Genomic DNA, 14,880 nt, shown 5'->3' on the forward strand with positions numbered 1-14,880 from the left:
TAGTATTAGGTTGTGTTTTTATATCAGTATAGGTCGTTTTATGATTATTAATCACATCGCACACCATATAGAGACACTCATTAGCCAGCTTAAAAAAGACCCCATGAACCTAAATGCCAGACTGGCACTCATTCAATGTTATTGCCTAGAAGCGGATTGGCAAAAAGCCTTGAGCACCACCGATAATTTTCTAAAAATTCATAACGACCCACACGTCAAATCCCTACTTAAACAAAATATTCTTTGCGAGATACAGCGAGACGTAGTGTTTAAAAACACCAAAGCACCACTTGCTTACCCCGATACAGCTTTTCATGGCAATCAGAACCTGTTATTACAAGCCTTCTATGACAGTAACGATAATATGATTGATATTTTCGGCCAGCTCATTGATGAGTGCGACTTTTGGGCAACCATCACCACATATGACGAACAGAACTATCAAGATTCATGGATTGACAGTGATTTTAGATTGTCTAGTGTCTTTGAGATATTTGTGGATGCTCATTACTACTGGCTACCCACCAACAACATCCAATCCATTCATTTTTGGCGACACGAAGTACTAACAGATATTTTGTGGCGACGTGCCAAAATAACCCTGCAAAACCAACAGGAAATCTCAGCCTTTATACCTGCTAGATATCCTATTTTAACCGAGGTATCAGAAGACATCAAACAAAACAAACGCACCCAATGGGAACAAATGTCTAAATTATCATGGGCAAACGGTCAAAAGACATTGACATCAGGCGATGTGGATATCCCCCTGCTTGATATTGATGTCATCACAAGAGGGTAACTCATGGCAAACAATACCGCAAGTATCTATGACAGGCTCATGCAGCACACCTCTGGTGCTAGCATCTCTCACAGTCAGTTAAGAGAGTTTGTGATTCGGGATTTGCTCTCTTTATTAAATACCGCAAGTTACTACACAGACAACCACGCTTATTTTAGCCAAAACGAAACCTATCACTGTGTCATGAATTATGGCATACACCCCTTATCAGGTAAAAGAGCCTCAGAGATTAACTGGCTTGATGTAGAGAGCAACATCACCGCATCCATCAGAGCCTTTGAAAGTCGGATACTGCCAGAGAGCTTGGAGGTAAAATGCCTAACAAAGCACGCCGATGACATCCTACACAATCAAGTAAGCATACAAATCACAGGGCTAATACGCTCAAGCCCACATCCCGAGCGATTTGTCTTAACCACCAAACTAGACTTAGAAACAGGCAGTTTTAACCCAACATAATATCTAGGAGCATGTCATGAACCGCAACTTTTTGGAAAAATACCATCAAGAACTAAAAAATTTTCGTGAAGCCAGTAAAGAATTTGCCAAAGAGCATCCTGCTGTGGCTGGACATCTTGGATTATTAGCACCAGAGATAGAAGACCCTTATGTTGAAAGATTGATTGAAGCAGTGAGCTTCTTAACTGCTCGCATCAATCTAAAAATCGATGAGCAATACCCCAAGTTTCTAGAACACATCTTTCAAGTCATCCAACCAAGTTTTAATAAGGTCATACCCAGCTGTGCCATCGTCTCTTGTTACACCAATGAGAACACCCCCTTTATCATTCCTGCTCAGAGCTCCGTATTCACGCATGCCAAAAAAAAGAATACAGCTACCTGCAATTTTTCTACCTGTCATCCGCTACAAATCACTCCTTTTCACATACAAAAAGTCAATTACATCAAGACCTTTAAAAACAATTACCTCTCCCAAGAATGCCAAAAAGCCAAATTAGACATCATTTTTAGCTTTCCAAAAACACTATCCATTAAGGATATTGACTTTTCTTGTATTCATTTTTACATCAAAAATACCGACCATTATACCGCCACAGAGCTATTATATCACCTATCAACCAAAGCCACTTCCCTTAGTGTCAGTCAAAAAGACCATAAAAACATCTACTCCCCCAAAATTAAGCTTACTGGCATGGATTTTAATCTTGACATATCCAATGATAGAAAAATCAGCCATTTAAAAGATGTGGTGGAATATAGCATACTGCCTGAAAAGACCTTGTTCTTTACCATAAACGATTTACAGGCTATCATAACAGATTGCCTAAAACGACATAAAAAAACCTCCTCTGACGACATGGTGGAATTTACTTTATCGTTTGGTTTAAGTGACTTTTCTGATAATATTGAAAAATATCTCACTCATGATTGTCTAGACCTAAACAGCATGATTATTAGCAATCATTTTATCAAAAAAACACGTTTTGTCATTGACCAAAATACCAACGAACAACACATCGTCATGGACAAAATCAGAGCCAAAGATTTTGAAATCATCTCCATCAAATCCATAGAAGGATTTAATTCAGTCAATACCAAAATAAAATCTTTTGAACCCATCTACAAAGTTGATGGTTATCACACCTTGGAGAACACCCAAGATGTTGGCTTTTATACTGACACCTATCGCTCAAACCAACTAGCCTCTACGAACAACTCCTACAAGGGTAATGAATGCTATGTTACCATAACCAATCAATATCAGCACATCACTCAGCACGACCTAAATCAACTATCGGTTGAGGCTTGGTGTAGCAACCGAAGTCTGGTCAGAGACATCAGCTGGACGCTTGATGAAGATTTGCAGCTCGATGACCGATTCAAGATCACCAAAATCGTCAGGCAGTGTCGTTTCACCGAACCTCTGGACTCACCCTCTCACACTGTCGCCCAGTGGCGACTGATGAATCTAATCGCCTCTAATTTCATCATTGATGATTTGAATAATGTAGAATCACTAACCAACCATATCAAAGACAGTCTGCTGACCATTCATGAAATGTCAAAAAATCAATCTTTTAAAGCACAGATTGATGCAATCATTAGCATTACAGCCTGCAAAACTCACGAAAGCCACAAACGCAATCGCAAGCTCATCCCCTTAAATGGCTTACATTTTGAAATCATCATAGATGAGGCAGTCATGAGTCATGCCCATCCTTATATTTGGGGCTGTGTTTTGCTCAGTCATCTAAAAGGGTATTCACCCATCAATCATTTTACCAAACTAACATTACGCAATAAAAAAAGTGAAATTATTGCCACATTGAGTTCTTTGGAGTAGTCATGTCATCTGATATCTCAGTTCAAGCAATCCCTTTAAACACCGATGACATGCAACTGTTTGCTCTACTTAGATATTTACATCTGCATGCCAATCTCACCAAAAACATCGGAGACGAAGTGCAACTAACAGAGCACAATGTGCGATTTGGACAGCTTGCCAAACTATCATTTCAGGAGCGACAAGTACACCAAATCATCTCACAGGGTAAATTTCTCAAAGTCAAGATAAAAGGCTTTGGCATGCTAGGGACAAACGGTGCCCTACCCTTGCACCTATCCGAGGCGATTTATGAGAAGAATTTACACGAAAAAGATCATACCTTTAATGATTTTTTAGACATCTTTCATCATCGTCTAATCAGCCTATTTTATAAAGCGTGGCTTAGCTCAGAACCTGCGGTCATGCTTGATAACAAGAGCAACCCTCTATTTAGTGAGCACATCGCTGGCTTTGTTGGCAACCAGCCTTTGGCTGATGAAGGCATGGAGGGACTGTTAAAATACAGCCAGTTTTACTATTCTAGCTTATTACTCAATCAAAATATGCCCACACACAACCTCATCGAGATACTCAGTGGCTACTTTGACACACCCATACAGATAGAAGAAAATGTTGGCGAATGGATTCCTGCCGAAGCACACACCACCACCCTTTCCTCTCAACTTTTAGAACCTTTAGGTTCAGGACTTTTGATTGGTACACATTATTTTGATGCCACTCAAAAATTTCGAGTCATCATCGGGCCTGTGAGCACTGCCAAATATTTGGACTTTTTAAAAGGAGGGCATCTATTTGATAAACTCATCAGATGGGTCGTCCGATACACCAAACACAGCTATCAATTTGACATCAAAATCATTGTCGATAAAGACGACATCCGCCCCAGTCGCCTAGACACTTCGCACCCACTAGGGCGTAACAGTTGGCTGGGGCAACCCAAAGAAAACCCCCATGTCATCATAGATATTGATTAGGGCGTACTATGACTTTTATCATCGCCATACAAGCCAAAGACAGCATCGTGGTCGTCAGTGACACATCAAGTTTCTACATCACTGATGACGGTCGTATAAAGCCACATCCTCACAAGCGACTGCCTAAACTAACACTGGACAGCCATCAAAATGTCCGTACCGCCAATGGCATTAGCCAACTGTCAGACATGGTCTTTGATACCATAGCAAGCAACCAGGAGCTTCATGAGTTAAGACGACAGCTTGCCAAGGTTAGTGATGTTTATTTGGCACATTTTAAAAACCCTCCAGCATTGGTGGAGCAAATTCAGCTAACCACAATATACTGCTCATTACTGCTAGACACAGGACCTAGACTATATAGCATACACACCGATAGCATAGAGAGATTCGAGGATAACAGCATAAGCATACTCAGTGCCAAACACGCAGACCCAACAAACATACTCCTAGAATTACAACAGCTCCAAAAAAGCATAAAGCCTGTCAAGGAGTTTGTTGATGAGTTGTCTTGCATATCGCATTACCTAAGACTCATTAAACCTATTTTCAAAAAAACCCACGCTCTTGGTGACAGCAGTATGGATTTTCATGTATACTTTGGTGCATCTACTGGCTATTATTTTGAACACATTCCAAACACCTACTAAGTTAAATCCCAAAGGAGACCATCTATGGTAGCAGGCTCTAAACTACTCATCAACGAACACGGCATCTTCATCACCACCCCAAAAACCTTCCAAGTCAAGAGCAATGAGAAGGTGATGATGAGTGGAGAAAAAGTGTCATTTAGACTACCAAACATCTTATTAAAACCCAATTTATCAGAACTGGAAAAAGTAAAATTGACACCAAACCAACTAACAGCCAGTTTAGGTATTTTGGGTTGTATTGAAAAACAGGGTGGATTTTCTGAATGCGGGGAATTATTTATTGACAACATTAAAATCCAAGAATTTTGGCTGTCACTTGATAATAAAATTTATTACATACCACCAACGAATATTGCAAGCTCAAAGACAATAACTATAGATGGTATTGATTATCAGATTGAAAATGAGTTAACGATTGTTGGAAGTATGGCTGATACTTCGCATTCGTTATCCCAGCAATTTGAGAATCTAAATCAATTAAAGAAAGACTATGTCACAAGATTTGGTCAGGATAATGCCAATGTGATACTTATGAATGGGTTAAATAGATATTTGATTGTTTTGGAGCATATTCATACCTTAAAGTGGAAACAGTCAGAATTTGCAGAATTTTATCAAAAGATTTCTGAGTCTCAATTAAATTTTAAGGATTCTGTCTGATGAGCAAAATTGACTATGTATTTTTTAAAGAGACGGGTGTACATAAAGTGATTTTAAAAGGAAAAAAGGTTAGAATGACACCCATTGTGCAATATGGCATATATTTACCTGACCCTTTTAGTAGCACGGTTCACCGAGCATCTTCAGAAAAGATGGGAGATTTTGATGTGTGCATTAATGGGCAATGGTACAAGATAAATCTTGGTATGGACTTTATTGGTCCAGATTTGAACGAAGGTTTATCTATCTTGGCTGACGATAGTATTTATGGTTTGCCCTCACCTGGTCTTTGGAGCATCTCCCAAACCCTTGATTATCAATGGATAGTAAAAGAAGGAGACCCAACAACACAGTATCATACGGGGGTAGGAGGATTATGTCCTTTGATTGTCAACAAGCTACTTTATGGAGAGAAAAATGTGTATACCAAAAGTGATTTAAAAGATGTTGTATCATATGGAGAACCCAAACCAGAACATAAAAGATATCTGTTACAAAGAAGTTCCAAGAAGTTTCGGCAATTAAATACTTTGTCCAAAAATTCAGGCAAAGTTGGTTTTGGCATTAAGTCCAACGGTCATGTGGTGATATTTTTAGAGGAAGATAAAACCGCAAAAATGAGTTATTATGCATTTAGAGACTTATTTGAAGGTGAGGGCTGTATTCATGCCTTTGCTTGTGATGGTAGTGATTCTGTGTTTTTATATTTAAATAAAAAATGGAAAGTTAGAGCGGCTCTTCATAAAGACAATACCCAAACATCTGGTATAGGATTTAGAATTGATGATTAATATTAAAATTTTATCACACGCCATTCTTATGTCCATTTGGATTATTACCAGTTTTTATTGGGTTAGTGTACTTCATACTCGTTCTGTATATGAATTTATTTGGGTTTGGTGCTCTAAATCAATATCTAATTTTTTTGAATTTTATTATCTTGGATTTTTGTTAAATCTGATGGTTTTAACTCCTTTTATTTATTTACTATTGATTTTAAATAAAAAAGCAAAGTTATTGTTATTAAAAAGATTTAAAATCATATTTTTTATATCTTTGTTTTTGGTATTTTTAAATACTTTTGATTTTTTGCTGTTTGATACTAGACTTTATCCATTCAATACCCATCCTAATGAAACTGTCTATTGTGAGTATTTTGCTTTTTACTCCGATAACTATTTACAATCTGGGGGTTGTGATGTTCCCAATTAGAAATACAAGGATTTAGAATTGATGATTAATATTAAAATTTTATTACACGCCATTCTTATATCCATTTGGATTATTACCAATTTTTATTGGGTGAGTGTACTTGATGGTTCGTCTATTTATACTTTTATTTGGAGTTGGTGCTCCAAGTCCATAGTGAATGTTTTTGATTTTTATTATCTTGGATTTTTGTTAAACCTTATGGTTTTAACTCCTTTTATTTATTTATTGTTGATTTTAAATAAAAAAGTAAAATTATTTTTATTAAAAAAACAAAAGTTAATGTTATTTTTGTTTTTATTTTGTGTCATGTTATCAAATCTTGATTTTATTATTTTTAATGTTAGGTTTTATCCATTTAATATCCATCTTGATGAAACTGTCTATTGTGAATATTTTAATTACTTCTTTGACGATTATATGAAGTCTGGTGGTTGTGATGTTCCTGATTAAAAAAGTATAAGGATTTAGAATTGATGATTAATATTAAAATTTTATCACACGCCATTCTTATAGCTGCTTGGATTATTACCAATTTTTATTGGGTTAGTGTCATTTTTGGAGAATCTATATACACTTTTATTTGGAGTTGGTGCTCCAAGTCCATAGTGAATTTTTTTGAATTTTATTATCTTGGATTTTTGTTAAATCTGATGGTTTTAACTCCTGTCGTTTATTTATTGTTGATTTTAAATAAAAAAGTAAAGTTGTTGTTATTAAAAAGATTTAAAATAATACTTTTTTCTCTTTGTTTTCTTGTGGTTTTATACAATGGAGACTTTATTATTTTTGATGTTAGATTTTATCCATTTAACCCCCATATTAATGAAACTGTCTATTGTGAGTATTTTAATTATTTTTCTGATAACTATTTACAATCTGGGGGTTGTGATGTTCCTGATTAATACCTAAAGTTATTTAACATACAAGTGATGTTAAACTTTTGACACCATGAATAAAAAACCGTATTTATGAATGCAAATACAAAACCACCACCAATGTACAAAATCCCAATCACAACAAACAGCAATCTGTCCTCACAATCAAGATGGAGCGATAGAAATGGCGAAATACATTGTCGGTGAGATTAAGAGAAACGTAAAATCCTTGGTTGCTCAAAAAATTCGTTATCATAATACCGGAGAGATAGGAGCAGAATTACAAAGAGAGTTTGATAAGTCAAATGAGAGAATTGGCAAAATTAAAGACCCATTTGAATTCGAACAACCCATTCGTAACCCAGAAACCCAAAGAAACCCCATAATATCGCTTAAATTATGGTATGACATGGTTGATACGAATAAGCCTTGGGATCATAAGTGGCAACTCGTACAGGATGATAGGCTTAACAAAAATAGCAAAATTACTGTACATAGACCAACTCAAAAAGGTACACCCTCTGAAAGTCATTACCATAAATATAAGAATTACGATTATTTCTATGATGTATGATCAAATATCCATTATGGCTATGTTGGGCTTAGTGTTGGGTTTTCCGAGCAGGCCTTACTGTCAGGATCTTGGGTGCAACAAGCTGGGAGTGATATTATATCTGCATTCAAAGAAAGAATATTGCCAAGAGCAGATACCCTAGATGACAATACTGCAATGAAAATTGGCTTTGAGCTTTATAAAAAACGTGGTAAATTTGCTGGCAAATTAACCCCTGAAAACATATTGTATATTTTAGACAACACACCACAAAACCAACCACCAAACTCAAAACAAATCCATTAGTGCAACAATCCAAGCAATCCAAATAGGATTAAAAAATGAAAAAATTAAATTTAGTCAAATTGATAAAGAAATATAAAAAAACTTCTTTTTTTTATTTTTTGCATCATAACAATGTATTTATACGTACAATTATCTATATTTTTTTACGATACAGTTGAAATACACAATAAAACAGGCAAACAAATTTCTTTCTCAAATTTTCAATACAAACATAAAAATGAATATAGTTTTGATTTTGAAGATGAGGATGAATATAAAAGTTTTAAATATTATTATGACATACAAAGGAGTGGAAAATCAAAATCTTTCTTAAATCCAAAGTATCACCATGAACAAAATCAGGTTTACGTTTCTATTGAAACAAGATATGGCGGAAAAGATTTAACTAACAATAATATTTATGAACGTTTTCATGTAAATTTTTCTACAAAACCAATAGAAAATCATCAAAAACCCTCCTGCTCTTTTAAAATAGAAGTTTATTCTGACAGAACTGTGGTAACACCAACCTATAAGCGGTTTTGTAAAAAGCCGATGTATAACTATGAGAATTTTAATCTTTATGATATTTAGGTGTGATATTTAGTATAATAGACCTCTTGCGAAATTACGATTTTATTGAGCTTGTCAAAATTCTAAATCAAATAAAATCAAGGTTTGAAAGCCAAAATTTTTGAATTTCGCAAGAACTCTAATACAAAACAGCCATAGCTCATATAGACAAACTGAGCAACTCTGTAATAACCATCTTCAATCAAAATTCACTCCCCTATATTCCTTAAGTCTTAAACAACAAAAAAGCCCAAACCTTTCGATTTGGACTTTTTAAAATTTGGAGCGGGAAACGAGATTCGAACTCGCGACCCCAACCTTGGCAAGGTTGTGCTCTACCAACTGAGCTATTCCCGCGTGTCAGCGTTTGCTGTATGGGTGCGTTTCCCGCGTGTCAGCGTTTGCTGTATGGGTGCGTATTATATAGGATTTTTGGCAGACGTCAAGCACTTTTTTAAAAATTTTTAAAAAAAATTCAAAAAATTTTAGCCGTTATAAATTTTTAAAAACAAATCAACGACTTAGCACATCCAAAGTCACGCCCCACGACAGAAAGTTATCAATCTCATCAACAAGCCCCGTGAATAGCCTCTCTTTTTGCATGTCCAGTACCCAGTGTGTCGGACTGTGCAGGGTGAATTTGATGTCGGATTTTTGGATGTCGGTGCGAGTGTGGTTAATCGCCACCGCCAAACGCAGTAGCAGTGCCAGCTTGGTCATTCTGTCGGTGCTGATACTCATCAACGCCTTATGGTCGTTTGCGGTGATTTTTCGGCGATGGTAACGCACCATGCCTGCCAGTCTGGTCTGCTCCATCTGCGAAAAACCTGCTATCTCGCCAAACTCCAAGATATACGCACTGTGGCGATGATAACTACTATGCCCGATACTCATGCCAATCTCATGCAACAGTGACGAGCGTCTGAGCAGGTCATGGTCGTTTTGGTTTAACCCCAGTGGCTCTTGGGCGACATCAAAAAGCAGACGGGCGGTCTTGGCGACCCGTTTGGCTTGTTTTTTGTCCACATTAAACTTATCAATGAGCTTCATCACCCCACCATCACGGGCGTCATTACTGTCAAAACGTGAGAGCATGTCATACATAACCCCTTCCCGAAGAGCCCCATCAGAGTAGCTCATCGCCTTGACCCCAAAGGCTTCCATCACTGCCAGAAGTATCGCCACACCAGCAGGGAAAATCGCCTTACGGTGAGCCTTAACCCCTTGTAAATCAATATGCTCAATATGCCGAGCATCCATCAAATGCTGTTTTAGAGCCAATACCGCCCCTTTGGTAATCAGCCCATGCTTGATAAGCCCAAGCCCCGTCAACGCCCCAAGCACCGCCTTAATCGTCCCTGATGAACCAATCACTCGCTCAAAACCCATTTTCTGATAACGCTTGATGTGCTGAGCCATCTCTTTTTTGGCAGAACGCATGGCATACCCAAAGGCTTCATCATTTATCACACCATCTTTAAAAAACTTCTGCGTAAAGCTCACCGCCCCCATCTGTGCCGACTCGGTCAGGAGCGACTGCCCGCCCTGTCCGATGATAAGCTCAGTTGAACCACCGCCGATGTCAATGACAAACCGAAGCTCATCACTAGGGTTTGTGTTCGCCACGCCCAGATAGATAAGGCGAGCTTCTTCACGCCCTGAGATGACTTCAATCGGGCAAGGCAAAATCTGATTTGCCTTGGCAATAAACTCATCGCTGTTGGTCGCCTGTCTTAGGGTATTGGTCGCAACCACACGCAAACGCTCGCCTGCCACGTTATCTAAGCGACCCATAAAGCGAGACAAGCAGGCCAGACCACGCTCTTGGGCGTCGGCACTTAGATGACCTTGCTCATCTAGCCCTGCCCCCAATTGGACTTTTTCGGACATGGACGCAATTTTTTTTAGCTCGCCATCTTTGACATAGGCGATTGCCATGTGAAAGCTGTTTGACCCCAAATCAATGGCACATAAGAGTTCATCATCGATGATACTTGACATAACTGTCCTTTGGCTGTGTGGCTAAGTGGATAAAAGTGATAAAATTGTCAGATTGATTTTAAAAGGTTTAGAAGGATTTTAAAATTTGGTGTTATCAATATCTGTACGCCCATTTTTAACATATTTTTAAAAACCCCAAAATCATTATCACGCCCAATTTTTAAAATCATCAAACCAACCGCTCTTTGGGAAATAGGATTTTAAAGGTAGAGCCTTGACCCAGCACCGAATCAATATGCAAGCTCGCCCCATGTTTGTGCAGAACATGCTTGACAATGGCAAGCCCAAGCCCCGTCCCACCCGTGGCACGAGAACGCCCACTATCCACCCGATAAAACCGCTCGGTCAGGCGTGCCAAATGCGTCTCTTCAATGCCAATGCCATTATCGGCAATACTCAGCAGTCCACCATCTAATGTCTCTTCCCACAAAATGCTAATCTCGCCCTGCCTGCCTGTCTCGGTGCTGTCTGTGGGCGTGTATTTCATGGCGTTGATGACGAGATTTAAAATGGCACTGTATAAATATTTCTCAATGCCTAACACATGACGTTCGGTGTCTAAGTGTATGTCTAACAAATGCCCGAACTCTTTGTTGGTCGCACGGGCATCATCAAAGACCTGCATGAGCAGTCGGGGCATGTCCACCGTCACTTGTTGCTCGCTGTCGTCATGTTCTAGTCGTGACAACATGAGCAGGTCATTGACTAAGTTATTCATTCGCCGTGCTTGCTCACTCATCAAGGCAAAGCCCCGTTGCCATTTGGGTTCTAGGCTTGAGGCGCTTGAGAATGTCTCAATATAACCCATCAGCACCGTCAAAGGCGTTCGAATTTCGTGCGACACGTTGCCCACGAAGTCGGTTCGCATTTGTTCTAGATGATGAATGTAGGTGTGATTGGCGACGGTCAAAAGCACGTGGTTATGGGCGTTATTAATCCTTGCGAGCGTAACCTTATAAATTTCGCCACAGTAAATCTGCCCAAAAAACTCAAAGGCTTGTTTGGCGGATTTGGCGGTAGGCTCGGCAGGTTTGGCGATATTGGTCAGTTTGACAGATTGATAAATGGCGTGAAAAATATCAGGGAATTTTTCCAAAAATTCATGATTTAAAATCAGCGATGACACCTTAGCACCGATGATGGGCTTATCCACATAAGCGGTCAAGATAAACAGTGCCGATGAGTTATGCCACACTATCTGTTCATGCTCGTCTAATATCATCAGCATGTCATCGGACGATTCTAATATCTGATAAAAATCATCGGATAAATCAGAGGCTGTACCCAACTTTGCATTGACAGCCTTTGCATTGACAGCCGATGACTGACCGACAACATCTGCCGTCGTGTCTGTCTTATCAAGCCCTTTCTTATCAAGCCCTTTATCGTCCAACATGAAACTTGCCTTGCTTTTGTTATATCATTTTGAATTTTCAAATATTTTTATTAATCATTGATTAGAAAACCGATAACCCGTCCCACGCACTGTCTGAATCAGCCCATCCACGCCATGCGGGGCAAGCACTTTACGCAAACGGCGGATATGCACGTCAATGGTACGCTCATCAATGTACACATTACCACCCCACACATGGTCTAATATCTGACTGCGACTGTACACTCGCTCAGGATGGGTCATGAAAAATTTTAACAGCTTATACTCAGTGCTACTGACCACCACAGGCGACTCAGCGACCGAGACACGCTGACTTTTGTCATCAAGGCACAGCTCGCCCACGCTTAGCACTTTATCGGTTGGCATACTACGGCGTAACACCGCTTTGACACGGCTAACCAGCTCTTTGGTGCTAAATGGCTTGGTCATGTAATCATCCGCCCCAGCGTCTAGCCCCAGTACTTTGTTGTCTTCTTCGCCTTTGGCGGTCAGCATGATGATGGGAATGTCATCGGTACTGCTGTCTTTTTTGAGCAAGCGACAAAAATCCACCCCCGATGTGCCTTGGGGCAACATCCAATCCAATATCATCAAATCAGGGCAAGCGTCCACAATCTGACGATGAGCTGTCTTGACATCATACGCCGACACCGTCTCAAAATCCGCCATCTGTAACGTCGTGGCAATCAGCTCGTTAATGGCAGGTTCGTCTTCAACGATTAAAATGGTAGGCATGGGTTATCCTTAATTTACACAGCAGCCCATACAGGGCATTGCCAAAAAGTAACAATACTATAACAATAACACAAAACATCACAAAAGTGGGTAACTATTTGCAACCACCCTACTCCCCCACAACATCACGCACCACACTCATCTCACTATGGCGAATGTCCGTACCGCTACTGGTATAGATGACAAGCTCCGCCACATTACGGGCATGGTCGCCCACCCGCTCCAATGCTCGTAACACCCACAGCGTGTGCATAATCTCGGACGACTTTATCTCATCTTTGTCCTGCAACCCTGCTAAAAGCTCGCCATACTCGCTATCGACAAGCTCGTCCATCTGCATGACATCAAAAGCAAAACGGCTATCGTGATTATTAAAGGCTTCTAGAGCGTCCAGCGTCATCATACGCACATTGTCGGCAAGGGTGTGGATGTTGGCATGAATGGGCGTGTCATATAGGGCAATGCGAGCGATTTTTACCGCTTCATCGCCAATCCGTTCAAGGTCAATCACCGCCTTACTCATGCTCATGATATACCGCAAATCCACCGCCGTGGGCTGACGCATGGCAACAAGTTTTACCACCTTATCATCAAGCTGTCTTTCATAGTCATTGATTGTCTTATCCGACTCGATGACCGTCCGTGCCAGCTCTTTGTCGCCATCGGATAAGGCTTTGATGGCTTTACCGACATTACTGATTGCCAAATTACCCATCGTTAGGAGCAACTCTTTGGCAAAGGTTAATTCGTGGTCGTAGGATTTTGAAGTGTGTTTTTCCATTATTTTTCCAAATTTTAATTAAAAATTATCGGCATTGTTAATTGTATTTTTTTTAAAAAAATCATTTAACAAAAATCATTTTTTAAAGTTAAATTTTTATAATCAGTATTTAAATAAAAACAAATCAACCATACCGCCCTGTAATATAATCTTCGGTGGCTTTTTGTTTGGGATTGGTAAATATCTCTTTGGTCTCACCCATTTCAATCATATCGCCCAAATACATATAAGCGGTATAATCAGAACAGCGTGCCGCTTGTTGCATATTGTGCGTAACAATGGCAATGGTATAATCTTCTTTTAAATCATCAATCAAATCTTCAATCGCCCCTGTGCTAATCGGGTCAAGGGCAGACGTTGGCTCATCAAGTAGCAGGACTTCGGGGCGAGTTGCCACGGCACGGGCGATACATAGGCGTTGCTGTTGTCCGCCTGATAAGGACAGCCCTGACGCTTTTAGCTTGTCCTTGACTTCATTCCATAGGGCGGACTTTTTTAATGCCCACTCTACCCTGTCGTCCATCTCCGATTTTGAGAGCTTCTCGTAGAGTTTCACCCCAAAGGCGACATTGTCATAAATGGACATCGGAAAAGGCGTGGGCTTTTGGAACACCATGCCCACTCTGGCACGGAGCAAGTTTACGTCCACCGATTTGTCCAAAATATTCTCGCCATCTAGGATAATCTGCCCGTCTGCTCTCATGCCTTGATACAAATCATACATTCTATTAAACGTGCGAAGCAAGGTGGATTTGCCACAGCCTGAGGGACCAATGAAAGCCGTTACTTTTTTGTCGGCAATGTCTAAATTGATGCCTTTTAGGGCTTTAAAATCGCCATAATAAAAGTCCAATTCACGCACCGCCATTTTTGGCACAATGACTTTGTCGGTTTGGCGAATATGGTTATCTACAATGGGGGTGTTTAGGGTCATAAAATCTGCCTGATGATTGGTAAATGAAGTGTGGGTTTGGGTGGGTTTTTCTAATAATACTGACATGGGATTTTTCCTAATTGGCAATTAAAAAATTTTAAAAAAACAACCTAACATTTGCTATATTTTACAAGAGCA

The 14,880-nt window shown here is 39.5% G+C and carries 15 protein-coding genes, 1 tRNA gene and 1 pseudogene; 11 read left to right on the forward strand and 6 right to left on the reverse strand.

Annotated features, from left to right (window positions below; translation table 11 throughout):
- Positions 1 to 40: 40 nt before the first annotated feature.
- The 11 genes and pseudogenes from B0182_RS08290 (at position 41) to B0182_RS08350 (ending at position 8,916) form a co-directional block, all read left to right on the forward strand.
- Positions 41 to 802: a type VI secretion system accessory protein TagJ gene (locus B0182_RS08290; protein WP_078274479.1), complete on the forward strand. Its 762-nt coding sequence runs from the start codon at positions 41 to 43 to the stop codon at positions 800 to 802.
- A gap of 3 nt (positions 803 to 805) precedes the next feature.
- Positions 806 to 1,261, forward strand: a complete 456-nt coding sequence (locus B0182_RS08295) for a type VI secretion system baseplate subunit TssE (RefSeq protein ID WP_078274480.1) — start codon at positions 806 to 808, stop codon at positions 1,259 to 1,261.
- 16 nt (positions 1,262 to 1,277) lie between these two features.
- Complete coding sequence (gene tssF, locus B0182_RS08300) at positions 1,278 to 3,107, forward strand: type VI secretion system baseplate subunit TssF (protein WP_078274481.1); 1,830 nt, start codon at positions 1,278 to 1,280, stop codon at positions 3,105 to 3,107.
- Positions 3,108 to 3,109: 2 nt separating this feature from the next.
- Positions 3,110 to 4,084 carry a type VI secretion system baseplate subunit TssG gene (gene tssG / locus B0182_RS08305; protein ID WP_078274482.1) on the forward strand — a complete coding sequence of 325 codons (975 nt, stop codon included), beginning with the start codon at positions 3,110 to 3,112 and terminating at the stop codon, positions 4,082 to 4,084.
- Positions 4,085 to 4,092: 8 nt separating this feature from the next.
- Positions 4,093 to 4,734, forward strand: coding sequence for a hypothetical protein (locus tag B0182_RS08310; protein WP_078274483.1), 642 nt, complete (start codon positions 4,093 to 4,095; stop codon positions 4,732 to 4,734).
- 24 nt (positions 4,735 to 4,758) lie between these two features.
- On the forward strand, positions 4,759 to 5,397 hold the full coding sequence (locus B0182_RS08315) for a hypothetical protein (RefSeq protein WP_078274484.1): 639 nt from the start codon (positions 4,759 to 4,761) through the stop codon (positions 5,395 to 5,397).
- Complete coding sequence (locus B0182_RS08320) at positions 5,397 to 6,188, forward strand: hypothetical protein (RefSeq protein ID WP_078274485.1); 792 nt, start codon at positions 5,397 to 5,399, stop codon at positions 6,186 to 6,188. Before B0182_RS08315 ends, B0182_RS08320 begins: the two co-directional genes overlap by 1 nt.
- Before the next feature lie 442 nt (positions 6,189 to 6,630).
- On the forward strand, positions 6,631 to 7,059 hold the full coding sequence (locus tag B0182_RS08330; protein WP_078274487.1) for a hypothetical protein: 429 nt from the start codon (positions 6,631 to 6,633) through the stop codon (positions 7,057 to 7,059).
- A 23-nt stretch (positions 7,060 to 7,082) separates the two neighbouring features.
- Positions 7,083 to 7,511, forward strand: a complete 429-nt coding sequence (locus B0182_RS08335) for a hypothetical protein (RefSeq protein WP_078274488.1) — start codon at positions 7,083 to 7,085, stop codon at positions 7,509 to 7,511.
- 157 nt (positions 7,512 to 7,668) lie between these two features.
- Positions 7,669 to 8,343, forward strand: a pseudogene (locus B0182_RS15410) (polymorphic toxin type 44 domain-containing protein).
- A 111-nt stretch (positions 8,344 to 8,454) separates the two neighbouring features.
- A complete protein-coding gene (locus B0182_RS08350) occupies positions 8,455 to 8,916 on the forward strand; it encodes a hypothetical protein (RefSeq protein ID WP_078274491.1) in 462 nt (153 codons plus the stop codon).
- A 260-nt stretch (positions 8,917 to 9,176) separates the two neighbouring features.
- Here B0182_RS08350 and B0182_RS08355 read toward each other — a convergent pair.
- The 6 genes from B0182_RS08355 to pstB form a co-directional block, all read right to left on the reverse strand.
- Positions 9,177 to 9,252 (reverse strand) — tRNA-Gly (locus B0182_RS08355).
- Positions 9,253 to 9,408: 156 nt separating this feature from the next.
- On the reverse strand, positions 9,409 to 10,896 hold the full coding sequence (locus tag B0182_RS08360; RefSeq protein ID WP_078274492.1) for a Ppx/GppA phosphatase family protein: 1,488 nt from the start codon (positions 10,894 to 10,896) through the stop codon (positions 9,409 to 9,411).
- Between the two features lie 169 nt (positions 10,897 to 11,065).
- The gene (locus B0182_RS08365) at positions 11,066 to 12,292 is read right to left on the reverse strand and encodes an ATP-binding protein (RefSeq protein WP_244893667.1); all 1,227 of its coding nucleotides are present in this window, start codon (positions 12,290 to 12,292) and stop codon (positions 11,066 to 11,068) included.
- 54 nt (positions 12,293 to 12,346) lie between these two features.
- Positions 12,347 to 13,027 carry a phosphate regulon transcriptional regulator PhoB gene (gene phoB, locus B0182_RS08370; protein ID WP_078274493.1) on the reverse strand — a complete coding sequence of 227 codons (681 nt, stop codon included), beginning with the start codon at positions 13,025 to 13,027 and terminating at the stop codon, positions 12,347 to 12,349.
- A 109-nt stretch (positions 13,028 to 13,136) separates the two neighbouring features.
- Positions 13,137 to 13,808 carry a phosphate signaling complex protein PhoU gene (gene phoU / locus B0182_RS08375; protein WP_078274494.1) on the reverse strand — a complete coding sequence of 224 codons (672 nt, stop codon included), beginning with the start codon at positions 13,806 to 13,808 and terminating at the stop codon, positions 13,137 to 13,139.
- Positions 13,809 to 13,932: 124 nt separating this feature from the next.
- The gene (gene pstB / locus B0182_RS08380; protein WP_078274495.1) at positions 13,933 to 14,808 is read right to left on the reverse strand and encodes a phosphate ABC transporter ATP-binding protein PstB; all 876 of its coding nucleotides are present in this window, start codon (positions 14,806 to 14,808) and stop codon (positions 13,933 to 13,935) included.
- Positions 14,809 to 14,880 lie beyond the last annotated feature (72 nt).

It is taken from the genome of Moraxella bovis (assembly GCF_002014975.1).
GTDB classification, from domain to species: Bacteria; Pseudomonadota; Gammaproteobacteria; order Pseudomonadales; family Moraxellaceae; genus Moraxella; species Moraxella bovis.

Bases quoted from the DNA above. Each gene is read 5' to 3' on its own strand.
- B0182_RS08295 (WP_078274480.1), top strand. From the start codon at position 806: ATGGCAAACAATACCGCAAGTATCTATGACAGGCTCATGCAGCACACC.
- B0182_RS08330 (WP_078274487.1), top strand. From the start codon at position 6,631: ATGATTAATATTAAAATTTTATTACACGCCATTCTTATATCCATTTGG.
- B0182_RS08315 (WP_078274484.1), top strand. From the start codon at position 4,759: ATGGTAGCAGGCTCTAAACTACTCATCAACGAACACGGCATCTTCATC.
- B0182_RS08365 (WP_244893667.1), bottom strand. From the start codon at position 12,292: ATGTTGGACGATAAAGGGCTTGATAAGAAAGGGCTTGATAAGACAGAC.
- B0182_RS08350 (WP_078274491.1), top strand. From the start codon at position 8,455: ATGTATTTATACGTACAATTATCTATATTTTTTTACGATACAGTTGAA.
- B0182_RS08360 (WP_078274492.1), bottom strand. From the start codon at position 10,896: ATGTCAAGTATCATCGATGATGAACTCTTATGTGCCATTGATTTGGGG.
- B0182_RS08310 (WP_078274483.1), top strand. From the start codon at position 4,093: ATGACTTTTATCATCGCCATACAAGCCAAAGACAGCATCGTGGTCGTC.
- phoU (WP_078274494.1), bottom strand. From the start codon at position 13,808: ATGGAAAAACACACTTCAAAATCCTACGACCACGAATTAACCTTTGCC.
- tssG (WP_078274482.1), top strand. From the start codon at position 3,110: ATGTCATCTGATATCTCAGTTCAAGCAATCCCTTTAAACACCGATGAC.
- B0182_RS08335 (WP_078274488.1), top strand. From the start codon at position 7,083: ATGATTAATATTAAAATTTTATCACACGCCATTCTTATAGCTGCTTGG.
- phoB (WP_078274493.1), bottom strand. From the start codon at position 13,027: ATGCCTACCATTTTAATCGTTGAAGACGAACCTGCCATTAACGAGCTG.
- B0182_RS08320 (WP_078274485.1), top strand. From the start codon at position 5,397: ATGAGCAAAATTGACTATGTATTTTTTAAAGAGACGGGTGTACATAAA.
- tssF (WP_078274481.1), top strand. From the start codon at position 1,278: ATGAACCGCAACTTTTTGGAAAAATACCATCAAGAACTAAAAAATTTT.
- B0182_RS08290 (WP_078274479.1), top strand. From the start codon at position 41: ATGATTATTAATCACATCGCACACCATATAGAGACACTCATTAGCCAG.
- pstB (WP_078274495.1), bottom strand. From the start codon at position 14,808: ATGTCAGTATTATTAGAAAAACCCACCCAAACCCACACTTCATTTACC.